Raw genomic sequence first — 16,891 nt, forward strand, 5'->3', positions numbered from 1 at the left:
CTGAAAAAGAAGCAAAAAGACGTATTTTAATAGATACATTTTTGTATAAAAAAAGCTCCACCAATTGAAGAATTAACTCTAAAAGATGCTTTATATTTATTAAGTGTAGTAGAACATGCTGCTTCTGAAGACCTTGAATTTGTAAAGCCATATTTAAAAGGATATTCTGTACCGAGTTTAGCACCGGACGAAGATTTAAATGATCATATTGTAGGACATCTAGGTCGTAGAGATTTTGTATTAATTAATCCTTTAACAAGCAGTCTTGATGCCTTCAAATTCAATCAAGAAAAAGCATTAACAGACAAGTTAAGAACCTTATATAGTTCTCACGATACTTTACCAAAGCTAATAGAAGATACGAAAAAAAGAATATTTAAATTCTGTGCGAAATATAGTTAAAGGTGAATGGTCTTCATCATGGAAAAAAGAAGTCAGTGATATATGGCATCAAATTGCTAAATATGAATATATTATATCTCATTGAAAGATGATGTGCAGATAACATCGTTAGTATAATTATAAATAATATACATAAAAAAGTAAGTAAAACACTTGAGGAGAAGTGGACAATAAAAAATTCTAAAATAGAGTATTGCCATGTACAAAGTGCAGTTAGCTCTACTTTTTTTGATTTGTTTTTAGGAATAAGGGATGAATATTTTGAGCGTATTATGCCACTTGAGTAAATAATAAATTTCTTAAAAATCTTAAAAAGATCATATTTGAGTGATAGTTTAATTCGTTGTATATCCTTTTAATTCTTCTGTAAAAATATTCCAATCCTCTTGCCAGTCTTCTAAACTAAGCGGCGATGGTAAAATCATGCTCGGCTTAATGGGAAAATACGAGAGCTTAAACCCCCATTTGATACCGTCTATAACTTTTATTGTTTTACGCTCATGATCAATTTTAATGGCATAAACGTAACCGATCCAGTAAGATAAAGGTTTAGAGAAAAGTGTGTAGTACCATAAAGGAGCATCATAAAAATCTTGTTCTAAAGTGTAAAATGAGTAATTGAGTTTTATATCACCGTCTATAAACTCTTGTAATTCCTTATCCGAGCAAATCAGTGCGAACTATGTGAAACCAAGTATTATGTTTTGCATCTGTTTTAGTATGAATAATAGGGAAAGATGGATTAAAACAGTCTTTTTCAGCATTTGGGGTATAGGAAATATTAAATGCTATTCCCATAGAATTAACCTGTAGGCTTTTATGAGCATTTTTATATAAACAAATTCCTATATCATCAGCTACTTCATTATTTACATCGGAATTATGCCAATGCAAAGCAAAATTTACTCCGTATAAAGTAAGTAAAAATATACTAAGAAAGATTATTAATTTAAGAATGCTTTTAGGGTTTAACATTTTTAGTTATCTCTTTTGCTTCTTTCCAAAGCTTCAGCATCAATTCTACGGATTGTCCTTGCAGATTTGGCAGGTTATGCTTTTTGGTAAGCATTTTTATTGTTCTCATACGTTTCTCAAATTTTTCATTTGTCTTGCTAAGCGTTGTCTCAACATCCAACCCTGAAAAAATACACAACAAAATCGCCGTATGGAGCAAATCCCCTATTTCTGCTTGTATTCTTTCCGGTGGTTCGGCATCGTCAATAGCTTCTTTTATCTCTCTACATTCATCTATTGCCTGCTCTAAAATCATCTCATGATCCGGCCAATCAAAACCATAGCCCCCGCCCCCGTGCGTCTTGCTCAAGCAGAATTAAATTTTGTAGAGGATTGTTAGATTCTAGATTCTTAACCATAACACCATATTAAATTCATAGTTTTGTGGCTTTAAAAATAATGGTTTAAAACCGCAAGCTTCATTGTATATTTACCAAATCCCTGGTTTTGATAAGGCCTATCTACTGCAAGTGACCTTAGTGCCAATTCATTTTCATTGAAAAATTCTATATGAGCAGTTGCAACGATTTTAACTCTTTTATATAACACAAAATGATAATGATTCTCTGCCATTATAGTTGGATGGTTAGAATCATATTTTACGTTTATAGTATCAAAGATTTGTTCAGTTCGTATGCGATGGTATTCTTTCCACTCGCTATAATGTGTGCAACGCATAAGCCTAATGGAGTTATTACTTAAGTGCATAATATATAGTGAAGTTAAAATTTTAAATGATTTTATGAAAATATTTAATAGTTATCGTGATTCAATTTTCATTAAAGATCATGTTAAATCAAAGCATATTATAGATAAAGAAAAAGAACAATTACGTTATGAAATACTTGAAAAGAACATATTTGGCTTTTAGATAAGGAACTTGAAGAAAGATTTAAAAGTAAATAAACTACTTTAATAAGTTTATACATAAATATATTTTTTCTAAAAATTACTTGTGGAACGACTTATTATATCATAATTGAGATTAGTTCAATATGAATCAAGTTATAATAATCAACGGTCCGTCCTTCTTGTGCAGGTAAAACAACAATAGCCAAAGAAATTTGTAGGCAATCTAATAATAAATTTATTCATTTACAAATTGATAAAGTCGAAGCATTTTATAGTACGATTTTTCCTACAGAATTTAAGTTTGCAGAAAATGAAGCCGGCACTGAAAACAATGATGATAGACTAAAAGGTCGTTTTAATAATAATAGGTTAGCAAGAAGAAAAATTGTTGCGTTGATATTGCTTACAACCGCAAAAGCATTATTAGATAAAAATTTTAATATTGTAATCGATACGGTACTAGATGGTCTGGATGCTCAAGAACTTGCTAAATTTTATCTTAAATATCTACATGGTTACAAAATAACCTTTTTAAGGAATCTTTTGTCCGGTTGAAGAACGATTAAAAAGATTAAAAACTAGAACTGACCACCTCTTCTTAACGGAAGATTTTGTAAGATTACAGAGTGGACAATATGATGTTTTTGAATCTTGTAGAAACTTCTATAATACTTGGTTCGATAGCTCAAAGTTAGGGGCTATAGAAATTGCCTCTAAAAATATTATCTATTTAATAGGAAAGCCCAGGACGGGTAAATATACTATAGCGAAAGAGCTTATGTTATATATGATAATAAGTTAATTACTAATCCTATTTTTACTTTGCTTGGATATGACGGTTTTAAGAAGATTCCAGAATTTGTATGGTATACAATCGGACGTATTAGAGATCATGTTTTTGAGTTTATCGTGCAAGAACCTTTTAATAGAATAGTTTGTGACAACGAGGTTGTATCAAAGAGTTGTTTCCGCTAGGCAACCATCTATGTCACTAAATGAACCTAAGAGTATGAATAAAGAGACTCAAAATGAAATATTTACCGATTGTAAGACATGTGAAAGTTAAAATGGATACTACAATATATGATCCGGCATATAAGAAATATTTTGAAAAGCGTAAGCCGACTCAAACGAAACTCATCACATGTGCATTAAGGTTTGAGCTGTGTGCAGGAAAACCAGCATACATGATTCTTAGGAGAGTGGCAATTGCTGCTTATCTGATTTTACATTTATTAGATGTCAGAAGAGATTAACATTAGACAATATTACTATTTTCACCCTTTTCATCCTGCACGTAAAAATCGTTTTTTTCATTCAATATATCATCACGGTTTGTATATAAAGATTCAATAAATAAAATAGAGTCCTTTAAAGCTAGTTGCACAGCTATATTATCCTGATCAGGTCTTTCTATAGCTTTAGAAAGCCTAAATTCTTTAACTACATTACCTAATTCTTTTATATTAGCTCGAAATCTAGTAGAATCAGAATTTGATATAGGTGTTTTTGAGAGATTTATTATTTCGTTTCTACGTTCTTGTGTTTTAATAATAACTATTTTCTTTAAGTTATCGTCTAAATCTTCTATTCCAATTTTATTGCGAATAATATCGTTTATACTAATTACTTTATTTCCATGCTTTCTCTCATACCTTGCTGCTACTATACTGCAAGCCACATCTGTTAATATATCTATTAAGAAACTTTGCGTTATTAAATCTATACCTTTTACTAATATTTTTATTATACCCTCTTGCTCATTAATATTATTTTTAAATATTTTAGTTTCAGCAATACAGCAAGCATTTATGATATTTTTATATTCCAATAAAATGCATTACAGTAATCGTATAATAATGGGCTTTCTTGTACTAAACTTTCAATTTCTCTAAAGATTTCTGCTTTTTGTATTGTTCCACTATAGTGTTTTATTGTGGCTATTTATCTTAATTTCATAGGCATCTAATCTTTTATTTGCCCCGGCATCTAGTAATTTAAAATTACTGGTTTTCAACCTTATTTTTGCATCTTATTATCTGTTAACTGATTTTTTAAATAACATGCGGCTAAAAATTCTTGAATAGTTAAGTGAATAAATTGATAATTACTTCCTTTGCTTTTTAATCATCCTTGTTCTATAACTTCATCTATATCATTAGCTTCAGTTTTATTTTTATATTTTGTTTTTTTCTATATGCCTATTATTAAGCCAGTTTATTACTTCACTATATAAACGACTTATATTCAAATCTTCATCGCTGTTTTTGTGAAACTGATCCCTTATATCTTGATCACTCCAAACCAAACATATTAATGCAGTATTGATAGGAACTTCACATATTTCTTTTATTTGGCTATGAGTATCCAAAAAGCTTTTTAATTGCACTCCTAGCTCTTTATCATACTCAAAATTTTTATGTACATATTGCTCTATTCCCTCACTATCCCAGCCTGTCCTGTATTGTCTACTTTCCGCGCAAACCTGTTTTACGCATTTCTTCTACAACCACATTAGGTCTAGAACTCATTATTACGTTTTGATATTCTAATATTTTATCTATTAACTTTTTACATCTTGAGTATTTAGATGTGCTACTTCGTCATACCCGTCAAGTAATAACAACATCTTATCTTTATAGATAAATTATTAATATCAAAATACCCACTATAACCGTCTTTCTAACTTTCATTTAATAATTCTTAACTCTAAAAACATAATCAAACTTATCACTCCATAACTCCCCTTTTCCCCATTTATAAGATATATAATGCATTAACGTGGTTTTACCTATTCCTGCACTACCGAGTAACAGTACTTTACCGACATCTGCTTTTATTCTGTTTACTTGCTCAATTATATTTTTTATTTCTGATTCACTTTTATTAGGTAGATTTCTGTGAAGTATCTCAAACTTATGTTCTTCATTTATGACTTAACTATATTATCAATTTTTTCTTCTTGAACTTGATAATTTTTATTAAACAACTCTCTTATCTTTCCGTATCTATGGCTTTAACTGTAATTTTACTTAATATTCATCTAAAGACTGAGCTTTTTTTTCGTATCTTCTATTAGCTTTGGTAAAGTATCGTGAGAACTATATAAGGTTCTTAACTTGTCTGTTAATGCTTTTGAAGTAGAAGGCTTCATATTTTTACTTAATGGTAGAAAGTATATTTTTATTAGAAAACCTAATTAGATTAAAACAATTATAGGTGTGAGTTTAAGAATTTAATTTTATTTAAGCAATTTAAAATTGATTAACCAAAATAATTTATTTTTTTATTTATTGCAACTATTAATTATTAATGTATAAGACATTATACACTCAACAAAATTAGCACTTATAGTTATGAAATATTAACCATAGGAATTTTAATAGCCGGTAATAATATATTTGCACAAGATACGAAGCCTGCTAAAGAATAAGAACAAAGAAGGATTATTAGAACTAAGCTGTAGAGGGCTTTAGCAACTATAGGGTTTTCAAATGCACTACGTACAATCTCATCATGTTTAGGCTTTTTTTTGTATAATATAATTTTACGAAGAAAATAATTTTAATTAGAGGTAGTATTAAAGTGCAATATTATATATAAGTTTGTTGATAAAAAATGATTTATTTACTAATATTTATATTTCTATAAATAATATTAGTTTTATATGCTACTGCTACTTCCTGAAATAACTTTGACTTTAATAGCACTTTTAGGGCAGTTTTTTGCCGTAATGATCCCAAATAAAAATAGAATTATTTCTAATATCATTATTTTACTATGCATATTATCAATTTTTCTTACCTTTAAATACTCAAGTTATGAAGGAGTATGGTACTCATTTGCTACCGGAATAAATATCGGTATTAGTAAAAGCATAGTGCTACTATTCACTATTATCTCCATGATTATATACCGTGATTACTCTATTCTTGTTGCTGATGAATTAAAGTTTGAATTTATTACTTTAATGTTATTATCGGTTGTAGGTATTTTTGTTGCAATTTCATCACGGAATTTTCTATTATTATTCTGCGGTATGGAGCTTACTGCTTTAACTTCATATGCACTTGCAGGATTCAAATTAAATGATATGAAATCATCGGAAGGTGCTTTAAAATATTTTATCTTAGGTAGTTTAGTTAGTTGTTTATCATTATTCGGTATTTCTTTTATATACGGATTCGGCGGAAGCCTACAATTTGAGGATATCTTATATAAACTAAATGATAATTCCGGAATGAATCTTGGTTTAATAATCGGTATTATACTATTTTTAAGTAGTATTTTCTTTAAACTCTCAAGTGTTCCACTCCATTTTTGGGTCCCTGACGTATATGAAGGATCACCGATTACTTCGGTTACTTATTTCAACGCTGCCTCAAAAATAGGTATGGTTATTGTTTTATTAAATATCAGCAAATTAATTATAGGTAATTACTATCCTATTAATTATAATTTAATAAAGATAATTGCTATATTATCTATGCTGTTTGGAGCTTTTGGAGCCATTCGTCAAACTTCTCTAAAAAGATTAATGGCTTATAGTACTATTTTAAATATCGGTTATGTATTAATCGGCGTTCTTCTGCATAATCAAGAAGGATATAAAGCAGCTCTGCTATATATTCTAATATATGCGGTAGGGAGTATAGGATTTTTTACTTGCTTAATTATACTGCTCGGTAAAGACGTCGATAAAGCTAGTTTTAAAACTATACAAGGAATTGCAGAGTATCATAAAACTATAGCTGCCGTAATTAGCATAGTTATGTTTTCAATGATTGGAATCCCTCCTCTTACAGGATTTTTCGGTAAATATTACCTTTTTTACCAAGCAATTAATCAAGAAGAATTCGCATTAGCTTATTGTGGTATTTTTACCAGCGTAGTTGCTGCGTTTTATTATCTTAAAGTAGTAAAAGCCATGTATTTTTCTAAAAAGATTGAGATAATTAAGCTGCCGATGCAATATGGGCTTTTACTGATTAATTACTTAGTTGTAGGCTTCTTGTTGCTTGGTTCATTTATTATCTCGTTTTAGCCGGTGTAGACTTTTTATTAACAACACTAACTACAGTAGTTTGAGTAGGCTTCATAATCTTTTCTTTTAGATTCTTTATATGTTTTAGATTTTCTTCATCTAATTTTAATACATCTTGGTCTTTTTGTTTAGCTTTCTTAGCTAGACCTAATTGACTTGGAGTAACACTAACAATATCATCCGTTCCAACTTCTTTCTTAAATTTTTCTAGAGCATCTACATATTCTCTGTTTGCATATATATTTGTCTTTACCAATTTTTGTTTTGGTTCTTTCTTTATTTTATCAGAAGAACCAGCTAAATTTCTTTCATCTTTAATATCTTCATTTAAACTTTTTATTGTCTTTATTAAATGTTTTTTCGCACTATCTCTAATACCAAGTATTTCTAAAATTCTTGCAAAATTAGTAGTAATTTTATTTCTTAATTTAAGTTTTTGTCCTCCTTTTTTTCTTTCTTCATAATTAAGAATTTTCGCAAAATAATCAGGATACTCTTTCATTAATGTTTTTAATCCTTGCTCTTTCACTTCGTAATAAGGAAAACTATATTTTTTAGAAATTAAACTATTTACTTTAATTTCTAAGCCGTATTCCTTTAAGGATTCTTGCCTTTTTTTCATTGTATCTATTAAACTAGCCTTAATTTCTTCAGGCGTTATTTCTTTAGATTGTTTATTATTAAATTGCTGTGGCATCGCTTGTTTTGCAAATTCTGCAATTGCTTCATTACTATAATATTTAGTTAATGCATCAAAACTTTTATCAATAGTTTTGCTTAAATCAATTTTAGAAACTGCAAGTAAGCTATCGGCAAAATTAGGATTTTTTGTTCTTAAATTAGAAGGAAATTCTCTAAAATGGTTAGTGGGACCGAATCCAGGCAAATGTTTGGCTCTTGAATGCGGATATATATTATTTGTTAAATTATCAAAACTACCAGCAAAATCAATTCTTACTAATTTAGGTAAAGTTTTTGGATTTTTTTGATCTCTGATAACTCCTATATTTCCAACATGTATATCAAAATCGCCGATCAATAAACTTGCCGGCATAATGTTTTCAAAGTTCTGATACTTAATTTCCTTAAAAGCATTTTCTAAGGTTCTAAATAACTTATTTCTAGTCCCCATAAAAAGTGGTCTACCGCCATCCTTTCTAAACCAAGAACTCGGTTTAGTTTTAGCAGACATATGTTTATCCATGTCCACATACATATCACTACTATAATTCTCAAAAAATTCAGATTTGACATATATTTGCAAATCAACAGCTTTAGATTTATTAAAATCATCAGGAGCAATTAAATTAACCTTTGCTCCATTTCCAGGACTTATAGCTTCAAAAATTTGAGATCCTAAAAACTCGGCTATATTTTTTGAGCTTGAAGCCTCTTTTTTTATCATCGCCGTAATTTTACCGTCTAAGCTTTGATATACTCCGCCATGCTCTCCTACCTCATTAGCTCCGCCTTCTTTAGGCTTTAAAAAATTCCAACCTTTAAATACTGATTGCTTATTTTGCGTCATCTTCGCCTCTTTATAATGATTTACACCACATTGATAATTTTGATATAATTATAAAACATATTATTTATTTTATATCAGAAGCCGTTTTCTACTTAATTTTATTGTTCTTTAATATTTCAGCTACTTCAAGAGCTGCATAGGTAAATATACCTGTGGCACCGGCACGTTTAAAACTAATTAATGACTCCATCAAAGCTCTCCCCCAATCCATTGCCCCTGCTTCTGCTGCAAATTTTAACATTGCATATTCTCCACTAACCTGATATGCAAAAATTTTAGCATTGAAATTATTTGCCGCTTCACGAATAACATCCAAAAACGGCATACCAGGCTTCACCATTACCATATCGGCTCCCTCTGCTATATCATGCTCAATCTCAAGTATTGCTTCCTTAATATTACGTACATCCATTTGATAGCTTGATTTATCTAAATAATTCTTTTTATTACTCTTAACAGCATCGCGAAACGGACCGTAAAAACTTGAAGCATATTTAGCGGCATAAGCAAGAATTCCAACATTTATAAATCCCTCTTTGTCAAGATATTCCCGTATAGCCCTGATTCTTCCATCCATCATATCGGAAGGTGCAACAATATCTACTCCAGCTTTTGCTAGCACTAATGCCTGATTACACAAAGCTCTTACTGATCTATCATTATCAACTTCCCCATGATGCACAATACCATCATGACCATGTGTAGTATAAGGATCAAGTGCTACATCGCATATTATACCAATATCGATATTAGCGTTTTTGATGCTTCTAATAGTTCTACATATTAAATTATCTAAATTATAAGCCTCATCGGCATTTTCACTTTTTAGACTTTGATCAATACTCGGAAATAATGCAATAACATTAATACCCAGCTCTGCTGCTTCTTTTGCCGTTTCTACTATTTGATCAATCGATAAACGATATATACCAGGCATAGTTTTAATTTCTTGCCTTTCATTATGTCCTTCAACAACAAATAAAGGCAACACTAAATCACTAACCGATAAATTACTTTCGGATATTAACTCTCTAAGCCAAAAAGCTTTTCTATTTCTTCTAAGTCTAATATGGGGGTACATAAAATTCATATCTCATTTTAGTTAATAACTTGGATTCTAATATATAAAATATATAACCTAACTATCTTATAGTAAAAATATTGCATTACAAAAAGAAATTTTGCTTGCAATTTATAAAAAATTTAAGCAAGCTGTTTAATTATGTAAATAAACATAGGAGCTTAATATGGCACAAGATAATATTCCAAAATCAGTCAAAGATAGAATACAAGAGTGGGAAAAAAATCAAAAAATATGTCAAATAACCCACCAAAAAATACAAAACCGGCTGTTCCTCCAAAACCCACTTCTGAGCAAATAAAGGCATGGAACGAAGCACATAAAAAACAGACTGACTTAACTACACATTCCCAAGCACTTGATATATTTGTTGACACCCCATCTCCGCAAGTTGAAACCCAAAAGCCTATTATTTTTTCAAAACCGGCTCCGGAACAAACAAAAGTACCGGAAACAACACCTAAAAAACAATCCAATTTAACCGTAAAAGAGAAAATAGAGCAATTTTTTAAAGATCATAATATTGATACTAAAGATGCTTTGATTCCGGAATTTAGCCACTATATAGCATTAAGCGGTTCTATGGCAGGGAAGCGTCTTGATGTTAACTATTAAAGCTTATGAACAATCATTAGGACGGCTAATAAAACAAGTAGGAGTACCTCAAAAAGAGTTTGTTTCTTTTATAGAAGATGATCTAATCAAGAATCATCCACACAAAGATAAATTTGAAAAAATCAATCAACATTATAAATTACCTGAACCACCTACACTATCTGATATAATTGATAATCTGAGAGAATTAGTAAACAATGATGATTATAATAGCTCATTTGAAACAAAGTAGAAAACACATTGAATTTAAAGAAAAAGTAAATAATATTATTCAGATTTATGATGATAATAAACATAATCCAGCTGCTATAGCTCAAGTTGAAGCAAAACTGCAAGAGGTAGGTAAATGGTGTGAAGAAACTACAAAAATGGATAATAATCCTATTTGGAAAAATATTGGTAATTTTATAAAATATTCTTTTACTGGAGATAAAGCTAAAGCTGCTTTTTATAAAGATGCTATAAAAATTCTACTCAAAATACTAAAAAAGCTATAGCAGAAATACAAAAATCTCTTACCAATCCTTCTCCTCATTCATCTAATGTTCCACCGTCGAAGAATCAAGGAGAAAGATATAGAAGCTAATAAAAACTTTTAGGATCGATATCTATTTTTAGATGGCAAAAAGAAGGAATTTTTATAAGGCTTAGCCAAAATTTTAAATATTTCTGCAAATTAAATTTCTTATCGGCTATAATAAGTATTCGGTAACGATATTTACCAGCGAGCTTTGACATTAATGAGCTTGCCGGTCCTAAAATTTTCACGTTTGCTTTTGGTGCAATTCGGACCATATCCCTAGCAATTTCTAGAATTTTAGCCTCACTGGAACCTGACAAAATTACCGATGCTGTTTTGGAAAATGGCGGCATATCTGCTGATTTTCTTATTTCAAGTTCATTTGCAAAAAAACTATCTTCATCACCGGCTTTAACATAACTAAAAATTGTATTATCAGGATAATAGCTTTGTAAATATACTACACCTTTACTATCTCCTCTACCCGCTCTACCACCTACCTGATGTAGTAGCTGAAAAGTTCGCTCAGATGCTCTAAGATCGGCATTATTGCTTCCAAGATCGGCATCTATTACTCCAACTAAAGTAAGATTCGGAAAGTGATAACCTTTTGTTATTATTTGTGTGCCTATTAAAATATCAATTTCTAAATTTTCCATTTGATGTAGAAGCTGTGCTATTTTTTCCGGGCTTTTAGCATGATCTTTACTTATCACCGCAATTTTACTCTCAGGAAAAAGTGCTTTTGCTTCTTCCTCTATTCTCTCTATACCTGGACCACAGATAGTTAATGTTTCATCCTCTAGACATTCAGGACAAGAACTAAAAATTTTACTTTGATAACCGCAATGGTGACATTCAAGTTTTTTAGTCGCTTTATGTACTACCATCCAAGAAGAGCAGAATTTACAGGTCAATCTGTGACCGCAAGCTTTGCATAGCATGAGCGGAGCATAACCACGCCTATTAAGAAATAATAAGACTTGCTTTTTATTATCTAAATTACCTTTGATAGCTTCTATAAGAAGCTTGGATAAATAGGAATTCTTAGATAGCTTTTCTTTAGTCATGTCGATTATTTCTATATTTGGCAAATCGACATTTTTGTATCTATTAACCAATGTAACCAATTGATATTTACCAATTTCTATATTATGTATCGTTTCAATAGACGGTGTTGCCGAACACAAAACAATTTGTGCTTTATCAAATGTACCTCTTACGATAGCCGTATCCCTAGCATTATATAATATACCGTCATCTTGTTTATAGGAATCGTCATGTTCCTCATCTATAACTATTAAACCGAGATTTTTAAAAGGTAAAAACAAACTACTTCTAGCCCCAATTACTACTTTAACTTTATCGCTTAATATACCTCTTAAAATCATTTTCTTGTGCGCTTTGGTAACGCTTGAGTTCCATATGATAGGCTCAAAACCGAATCGCTCTATAAAACGATTAATAATTTGTGTACTTAAAGCAATTTCAGGCAACATAACAAGCACTTGTTTGCCTTTTGCTAAGTAATCTGCTATTAGATGAAAATATATTTCTGTTTTACCTGATCCCGTAATACCTTTAACAAGTGTTGGCTTATTACTTTCATTTAAAATTGTTACTGCTTGTTTCTGCTCTTCTGACAAATCAGGTAGCACAAAGTTATTATTGACTTTCTGCTCCTTAACTTTAATCGGTTTTTCAGCAATATCCATAGGTAATACTAACTTGGCTATGCTCCCAAGCTCTGACATATAGTAGCTACTCATCCATTTAATTAATTCTAAAACTTCTGAAGTAATATTTAAGTTTAACGGTACTTTCACTCTAATAGTTTTTATTTTTTTTGCCTCGGAATTTGAAACAAGCTCCCATACTATGCCGGTTAATTCCTTATTTCTAAAAGGCACTACAACAAGATCACCTATGTTTAGCTCTAAATCTTCAGGTATTAAATAATCTAGCGGAAATAATTTTGCTACCGGTAATAATATTTTTGCTATTCGCATATATAATGTATTTTATAATTTTTTTTTTATTATATACTAAACTGATAAATTATAGAAACCTAGATGAATAAAGAAACAAAAATTGTTATAGCAATTTCTGGAGCTTCAGGAGCAATATACGGTATTCGTTTGCTTGAAATACTAAAGCAACAAAATATCGAAACTCATTTGGTTATTTCAGAGGGAGCAGCTCTTACTATAAAGCTCGAAACTAAGTATTCTATAGATAAAGTTAAACTACTGGCTAATTATTATTATGACGATAAAGATTTAGGTGCTACTATTTCAAGCGGCTCTTTTAAAACTTCAGGCATGATAATAGCCCCTTGTAGTATGAAGACCTTAGCAAGTCTTGCTCACTCAATGGAAGATAATTTAATTAGTAGAGCGGCAGGTGTTGTACTTAAAGACAGAAGGAAACTTATTTTAATGACCCGTGAAACTCCTTTGCATATCGGACATTTAGAAAATATGTTAAAAGTAGCGAGTTACGGCGGCATTATATCGCCGCCCGTGCCGGCTTTTTATAATAACCCTGTAAGTATAGATGATATAGTGAATCATTCTATTACTAGAGTTTTAGATTTTTTCGATATCGAAACTAATTTAATTAAACGCTGGGATAGTTATGAGCAATAAAGTATCAACTTTACTATTAAAACTTGCATTTAAAAAAGCCTGTAATATCATTAACAAATATTTTTCACCGGAAGAAAGTTTAGTAGATAAATTAATCGCTGAACGTAGAAATGAAGCAAAGAATGAATAATGTAAAATGTTCTGTTTTGGGCTTTGTTGTGTGGATCGGTTTTAACGTCATTGCGAGGAAATTACATAAGTAATTGACGAAGCAATCCAGTAAAAATTCTGATTTACAGAATTTTTTTATCACCACGCAGCCTACGGCTGCTTGCAATGACGACTCGGTATCCACGCAACAATACCTCGTGGGAATGACATAAAGGGCTTCTTTTTTCAAACCATATAATAATTTAACAAACAACAATGGCACGTAATAAAATAAATAACGAAACAAATATATTAGCTGATAACGAAGATAATTTACCTATACCAAGGGTTTTACCTTCAAATGTTCAAGCAGAGCAAATGCTACTTGGGGCGATTTTAACCAATAACGAATTACTAAATTACGTATCGGAATTTTTACGTGATGAACATTTTTTTGAACCTATTCATCAAAAAATCTATAAGGCAATTGAGAAAATTACTGAAAAAGGGCTGACAGCTACACCTATTACTTTACGTAGTATGTTAACTCAAGATGAACTATTTCAAGAAGTAGAAGGAGCGGAGTATTTAGCAAAATTGATAACTATGTCAATGATGGTAATAAATCCGCGTGATTATGGTAAAATAATATATGATTTAGCAATAAAGCGTAATTTAATAAATATCGGTGAAGAAGTAGTAAATAATGCCTATAATTCTTCATTAGAAGTTGAAGCAAAGGAACAGATTGAACATGCCGAAGCTAAACTTTACGATTTAGCTAGTGAAGGCTTGAATGAAAAAAGTTTTACCAAAATCGGTATATCTATTTCAGAATCACTAGCTAGTATTAATAGGGCTATGAAAAATAATGATCATATAATCGGTATATCTACCGGTTTGATTGATCTAGATAATAAATTATGCGGCTTTCATAATTCCGATCTTATAATTCTTGCAGGACGTCCGTCTATGGGTAAAACGGCATTTGCTATAAATCTTGCACTTAATGCCTGTAATAATATGCGTCTTAAAAATATTAGAGATAATCAAGAAATTCAGTCAGTAGGTTTTTTCTCTTTAGAAATGTCCTCAGAACAGCTAACCACACGTCTACTTTCAATGTGTGCAGAAATTGATTCTACTTCTCTTCGTACGGGGATTCTAGGTGAAGAAAAATATAACCGTCTTCGCAAGGAAGCAAATACTTTATCGGAATTACAATTTTTTATCGATGATACCCCTGCTCTATCTATTTCCGCTATAAGAACAAGAGCTAGAAGAATGAAACGCAAGCATAATCTCGGTATATTATTTATTGATTATTTACAATTAATTAGAGGAGTAAGTAAATCCGAAAATAGAGTTAGCGAGATTTCAGAAATAACCCAAGGTTTAAAAGCAATAGCAAAAGAGTTAAATATTCCGGTTATTGCGTTATCTCAGCTTTCAAGAGCGGTAGAACTACGTGAGGACAAAAAACCTATGCTATCCGATCTTCGAGAATCGGGAACTATAGAACAGGATGCTGATATAGTAATGTTTATTTATCGTGAAGAATATTATTTAACTAGAAAAGAACCGGCAGCAGGCGATGCTAAACATGCCGCATGGTTAGATAAACTCAACAAAGTATATAATATTGCCGATATAATTGTTGCAAAACATCGTAACGGACCAGTTGGAAATGTTCCGATTTATTATGATAGTCAATTTTCTAAATTTGGTAATTTGGAGACAAGAACTTTTAACTCTAATTAAATCAGAATTGTTTTACATCATTATTGCGTGAATACCAAATCGTCATTGCGAGCGAACGTTAGTGAGCGTGGCAATCTCAGGAATTTTTCCTGAGATTGCTTCGTCAGTTACTTCGTACCTTCCTCGCAATGATGATGTTTATCTTTTATTTTTTTCTGTCTATCATATTGCTTTATCAAACACCTCATTATTATTGTTCCTATAAAGCCACATCTCATTATAAGGAATGAACTTACCGGGCTTTATTATTATAGTACCGTCACTTGATGTTAAAACTTGTATCTGTTTTCCTGCATATTTCTTCCCCACGGATATTTGCCCATTATTTCTTACATGTTTGATTATTTCTATATTATTTCCTATTATCATAATATTTATATTTACAAAATTCCTATTTTTCAATATTATTAGTGTATTTAATAATAAATAACCTTATTATTTAGTTACTATATTAACAAGTTCATAGCCCATTATAAGCATTTCAACAATTACACATATAATAATTAGATATTGTTTTTGTAATTCAAGATAATAAATTATTTATCTTTACTTTATATAACAGATAAACCGGTAATAAAATTGCAATAATTACGAGAATCATACCAGCAAATCCTAAAATTATAATAAAAGCATTAGGTACTACTGCTACAATATAAACTGGTAATATAGTAACGATAGAAGCGGTCATATTACGCATTACTACATTCGGTATCGGATTCATAAACATAGTTTTAAGGGAATCACATAGCCCTACTCCTACTCCGAGTATTGATGTAACGATAGCAAGAGTTAAAATTATCCAAACTAATAGTTGTACGAACGGCCATTTTGCTATATTACTTAATTCCTTAAATCTCCGACTTCTACATTACTGGTAATCATTTGTTGATAAAATGTTGGATTATTATGATGTACTACAATAAGAATACTACAAGTCCAAATTATATATACTATTGCAGGAATTAAGCTTCCAAATAAAAATGCCGTCTTTAGCATTTTTGTTACAATAATTAGTTAAGGTATGACAGATTACTTGGAAACTAAATGAAGTAAAAACTACCGGAGTGACTATACCTCATATAGATATTTCTTTTAGAGGTAATAATACACCATGCTCCTATATAAATAAGTTATACTTGTATTTAAAGCTAATAACTTCTGTAATATTGAAGAGCCTCCGTATATAAATACTGCAAGTAAAGCATATGAAAGGAGCTTAAGGCTTACAGTACCGATGATTTGAGCAGTATGTCCTGAAAAATATTTTCCCAATGCCCAAGTGTTAAGCCTTTACCCGCTTGAAGATTAAGCTCTAGGTTAATTAAAGAAGTATAAT

General features: G+C 30.6%; 22 protein-coding genes. 11 read left to right on the plus strand and 11 right to left on the minus strand.

Annotated features, from left to right (window positions below; translation table 11 throughout):
• Positions 1 to 506 precede the first annotated feature (506 nt).
• Entirely contained in the window at positions 507 to 689 is a 183-nt protein-coding gene (locus RAF_RS10605) for a hypothetical protein (protein ID WP_083762146.1), read from the plus strand.
• Between the two features lie 370 nt (positions 690 to 1,059).
• On the opposite strand, the gene RAF_RS04020 is transcribed toward RAF_RS10605, so the two are convergent.
• From RAF_RS04020 to RAF_RS04030, 3 genes are all read right to left on the minus strand, one after another.
• Positions 1,060 to 1,377 (minus strand): hypothetical protein, encoded by a 318-nt coding sequence (locus RAF_RS04020; RefSeq protein WP_012719805.1) that lies wholly within the window; start codon positions 1,375 to 1,377, stop codon positions 1,060 to 1,062.
• Positions 1,364 to 1,672 (minus strand): MazG nucleotide pyrophosphohydrolase domain-containing protein, encoded by a 309-nt coding sequence (locus RAF_RS04025; protein WP_041472026.1) that lies wholly within the window; start codon positions 1,670 to 1,672, stop codon positions 1,364 to 1,366. Before RAF_RS04025 ends, RAF_RS04020 begins: the two co-directional genes overlap by 14 nt.
• Positions 1,673 to 1,806: 134 nt before the next feature.
• Positions 1,807 to 2,094: a GNAT family N-acetyltransferase gene (locus RAF_RS04030; protein ID WP_041471884.1), complete on the minus strand. Its 288-nt coding sequence runs from the start codon at positions 2,092 to 2,094 to the stop codon at positions 1,807 to 1,809.
• A gap of 64 nt (positions 2,095 to 2,158) precedes the next feature.
• Here RAF_RS04030 and RAF_RS10405 point away from each other — a divergent pair, with 64 nt between their 5' ends.
• From RAF_RS10405 to RAF_RS04040, 3 genes are all read left to right on the plus strand, one after another.
• Positions 2,159 to 2,287, plus strand: coding sequence for a hypothetical protein (locus tag RAF_RS10405; protein ID WP_267878479.1), 129 nt, complete (start codon positions 2,159 to 2,161; stop codon positions 2,285 to 2,287).
• Between the two features lie 380 nt (positions 2,288 to 2,667).
• Entirely contained in the window at positions 2,668 to 2,823 is a 156-nt protein-coding gene (locus RAF_RS09115) for a hypothetical protein (protein ID WP_162465576.1), read from the plus strand.
• A gap of 473 nt (positions 2,824 to 3,296) precedes the next feature.
• Positions 3,297 to 3,524, plus strand: a complete 228-nt coding sequence (locus RAF_RS04040; protein WP_041471885.1) for a hypothetical protein — start codon at positions 3,297 to 3,299, stop codon at positions 3,522 to 3,524.
• Between the two features lie 2 nt (positions 3,525 to 3,526).
• On the opposite strand, the gene RAF_RS04045 is transcribed toward RAF_RS04040, so the two are convergent.
• From RAF_RS04045 to RAF_RS10775, 3 genes are all read right to left on the minus strand, one after another.
• Entirely contained in the window at positions 3,527 to 4,099 is a 573-nt protein-coding gene (locus RAF_RS04045; protein ID WP_012719809.1) for a hypothetical protein, read from the minus strand.
• Positions 4,100 to 4,444: 345 nt separating this feature from the next.
• A complete protein-coding gene (locus tag RAF_RS09370) occupies positions 4,445 to 4,639 on the minus strand; it encodes an N-acetylglucosamine kinase (RefSeq protein WP_233417435.1) in 195 nt (64 codons plus the stop codon).
• 322 nt (positions 4,640 to 4,961) lie between these two features.
• The gene (locus RAF_RS10775; RefSeq protein WP_410524341.1) at positions 4,962 to 5,045 is read right to left on the minus strand and encodes an NTPase; all 84 of its coding nucleotides are present in this window, start codon (positions 5,043 to 5,045) and stop codon (positions 4,962 to 4,964) included.
• Positions 5,046 to 5,935: 890 nt separating this feature from the next.
• Between RAF_RS10775 and nuoN the strand changes: the two genes are divergently transcribed.
• Positions 5,936 to 7,312: an NADH-quinone oxidoreductase subunit NuoN gene (gene nuoN / locus RAF_RS04060; RefSeq protein WP_012719810.1), complete on the plus strand. Its 1,377-nt coding sequence runs from the start codon at positions 5,936 to 5,938 to the stop codon at positions 7,310 to 7,312.
• Here nuoN and RAF_RS04065 read toward each other — a convergent pair.
• Positions 7,299 to 8,840: a hypothetical protein gene (locus RAF_RS04065; RefSeq protein ID WP_012719811.1), complete on the minus strand. Its 1,542-nt coding sequence runs from the start codon at positions 8,838 to 8,840 to the stop codon at positions 7,299 to 7,301. The genes nuoN and RAF_RS04065 overlap by 14 nt on opposite strands.
• An 88-nt stretch (positions 8,841 to 8,928) precedes the next feature.
• Positions 8,929 to 9,921, minus strand: a complete 993-nt coding sequence (hemB, locus tag RAF_RS04070; protein WP_041472028.1) for a porphobilinogen synthase — start codon at positions 9,919 to 9,921, stop codon at positions 8,929 to 8,931.
• A 234-nt stretch (positions 9,922 to 10,155) separates the two neighbouring features.
• Here hemB and RAF_RS09380 point away from each other — a divergent pair, with 234 nt between their 5' ends.
• Genes RAF_RS09380 through RAF_RS09390 form a run of 3 tightly spaced genes read left to right on the plus strand, consistent with a single transcriptional unit; the run spans position 10,156 to position 11,033 of the window.
• Positions 10,156 to 10,536, plus strand: coding sequence for a hypothetical protein (locus RAF_RS09380; protein ID WP_200858166.1), 381 nt, complete (start codon positions 10,156 to 10,158; stop codon positions 10,534 to 10,536).
• Entirely contained in the window at positions 10,523 to 10,768 is a 246-nt protein-coding gene (locus tag RAF_RS09385; protein WP_041471887.1) for a hypothetical protein, read from the plus strand. The genes RAF_RS09380 and RAF_RS09385 overlap by 14 nt, the downstream gene beginning before the upstream one ends.
• Positions 10,755 to 11,033: a hypothetical protein gene (locus RAF_RS09390; RefSeq protein WP_041472029.1), complete on the plus strand. Its 279-nt coding sequence runs from the start codon at positions 10,755 to 10,757 to the stop codon at positions 11,031 to 11,033. The genes RAF_RS09385 and RAF_RS09390 overlap by 14 nt, the downstream gene beginning before the upstream one ends.
• Before the next feature lie 85 nt (positions 11,034 to 11,118).
• Here the strand turns inward: RAF_RS09390 and RAF_RS04090 are convergent, their stop codons facing one another.
• Positions 11,119 to 13,065, minus strand: coding sequence for a primosomal protein N' (locus RAF_RS04090; RefSeq protein WP_012719813.1), 1,947 nt, complete (start codon positions 13,063 to 13,065; stop codon positions 11,119 to 11,121).
• A gap of 63 nt (positions 13,066 to 13,128) precedes the next feature.
• On the opposite strand from RAF_RS04090, the gene RAF_RS04095 reads away from it, so the two are divergent.
• The 3 genes from RAF_RS04095 to RAF_RS04100 all read left to right on the plus strand — a co-directional run bounded on the left by RAF_RS04095 (position 13,129) and on the right by RAF_RS04100 (position 15,555).
• Positions 13,129 to 13,704 carry a UbiX family flavin prenyltransferase gene (locus tag RAF_RS04095; protein ID WP_012719814.1) on the plus strand — a complete coding sequence of 192 codons (576 nt, stop codon included), beginning with the start codon at positions 13,129 to 13,131 and terminating at the stop codon, positions 13,702 to 13,704.
• Positions 13,694 to 13,834: a hypothetical protein gene (locus tag RAF_RS09395; protein ID WP_014273580.1), complete on the plus strand. Its 141-nt coding sequence runs from the start codon at positions 13,694 to 13,696 to the stop codon at positions 13,832 to 13,834. Before RAF_RS04095 ends, RAF_RS09395 begins: the two co-directional genes overlap by 11 nt.
• A 236-nt stretch (positions 13,835 to 14,070) precedes the next feature.
• Positions 14,071 to 15,555, plus strand: coding sequence for a replicative DNA helicase (locus tag RAF_RS04100; RefSeq protein ID WP_012719815.1), 1,485 nt, complete (start codon positions 14,071 to 14,073; stop codon positions 15,553 to 15,555).
• Positions 15,556 to 15,717: 162 nt separating this feature from the next.
• Here RAF_RS04100 and RAF_RS04105 read toward each other — a convergent pair whose 3' ends face one another.
• Together RAF_RS04105 and RAF_RS04110 are read right to left on the minus strand one after the other, a co-directional pair.
• On the minus strand, positions 15,718 to 15,924 hold the full coding sequence (locus RAF_RS04105) for a hypothetical protein (protein ID WP_041471888.1): 207 nt from the start codon (positions 15,922 to 15,924) through the stop codon (positions 15,718 to 15,720).
• Positions 15,925 to 16,078: 154 nt separating this feature from the next.
• The gene (locus RAF_RS04110) at positions 16,079 to 16,390 is read right to left on the minus strand and encodes an aromatic amino acid transport family protein (RefSeq protein ID WP_083762109.1); all 312 of its coding nucleotides are present in this window, start codon (positions 16,388 to 16,390) and stop codon (positions 16,079 to 16,081) included.
• Positions 16,391 to 16,891: the final 501 nt, after the last annotated feature.

Origin of the sequence: Rickettsia africae ESF-5, assembly GCF_000023005.1 — a bacterium.
Taxonomy (GTDB): Bacteria; Pseudomonadota; Alphaproteobacteria; order Rickettsiales; family Rickettsiaceae; genus Rickettsia; species Rickettsia rickettsii.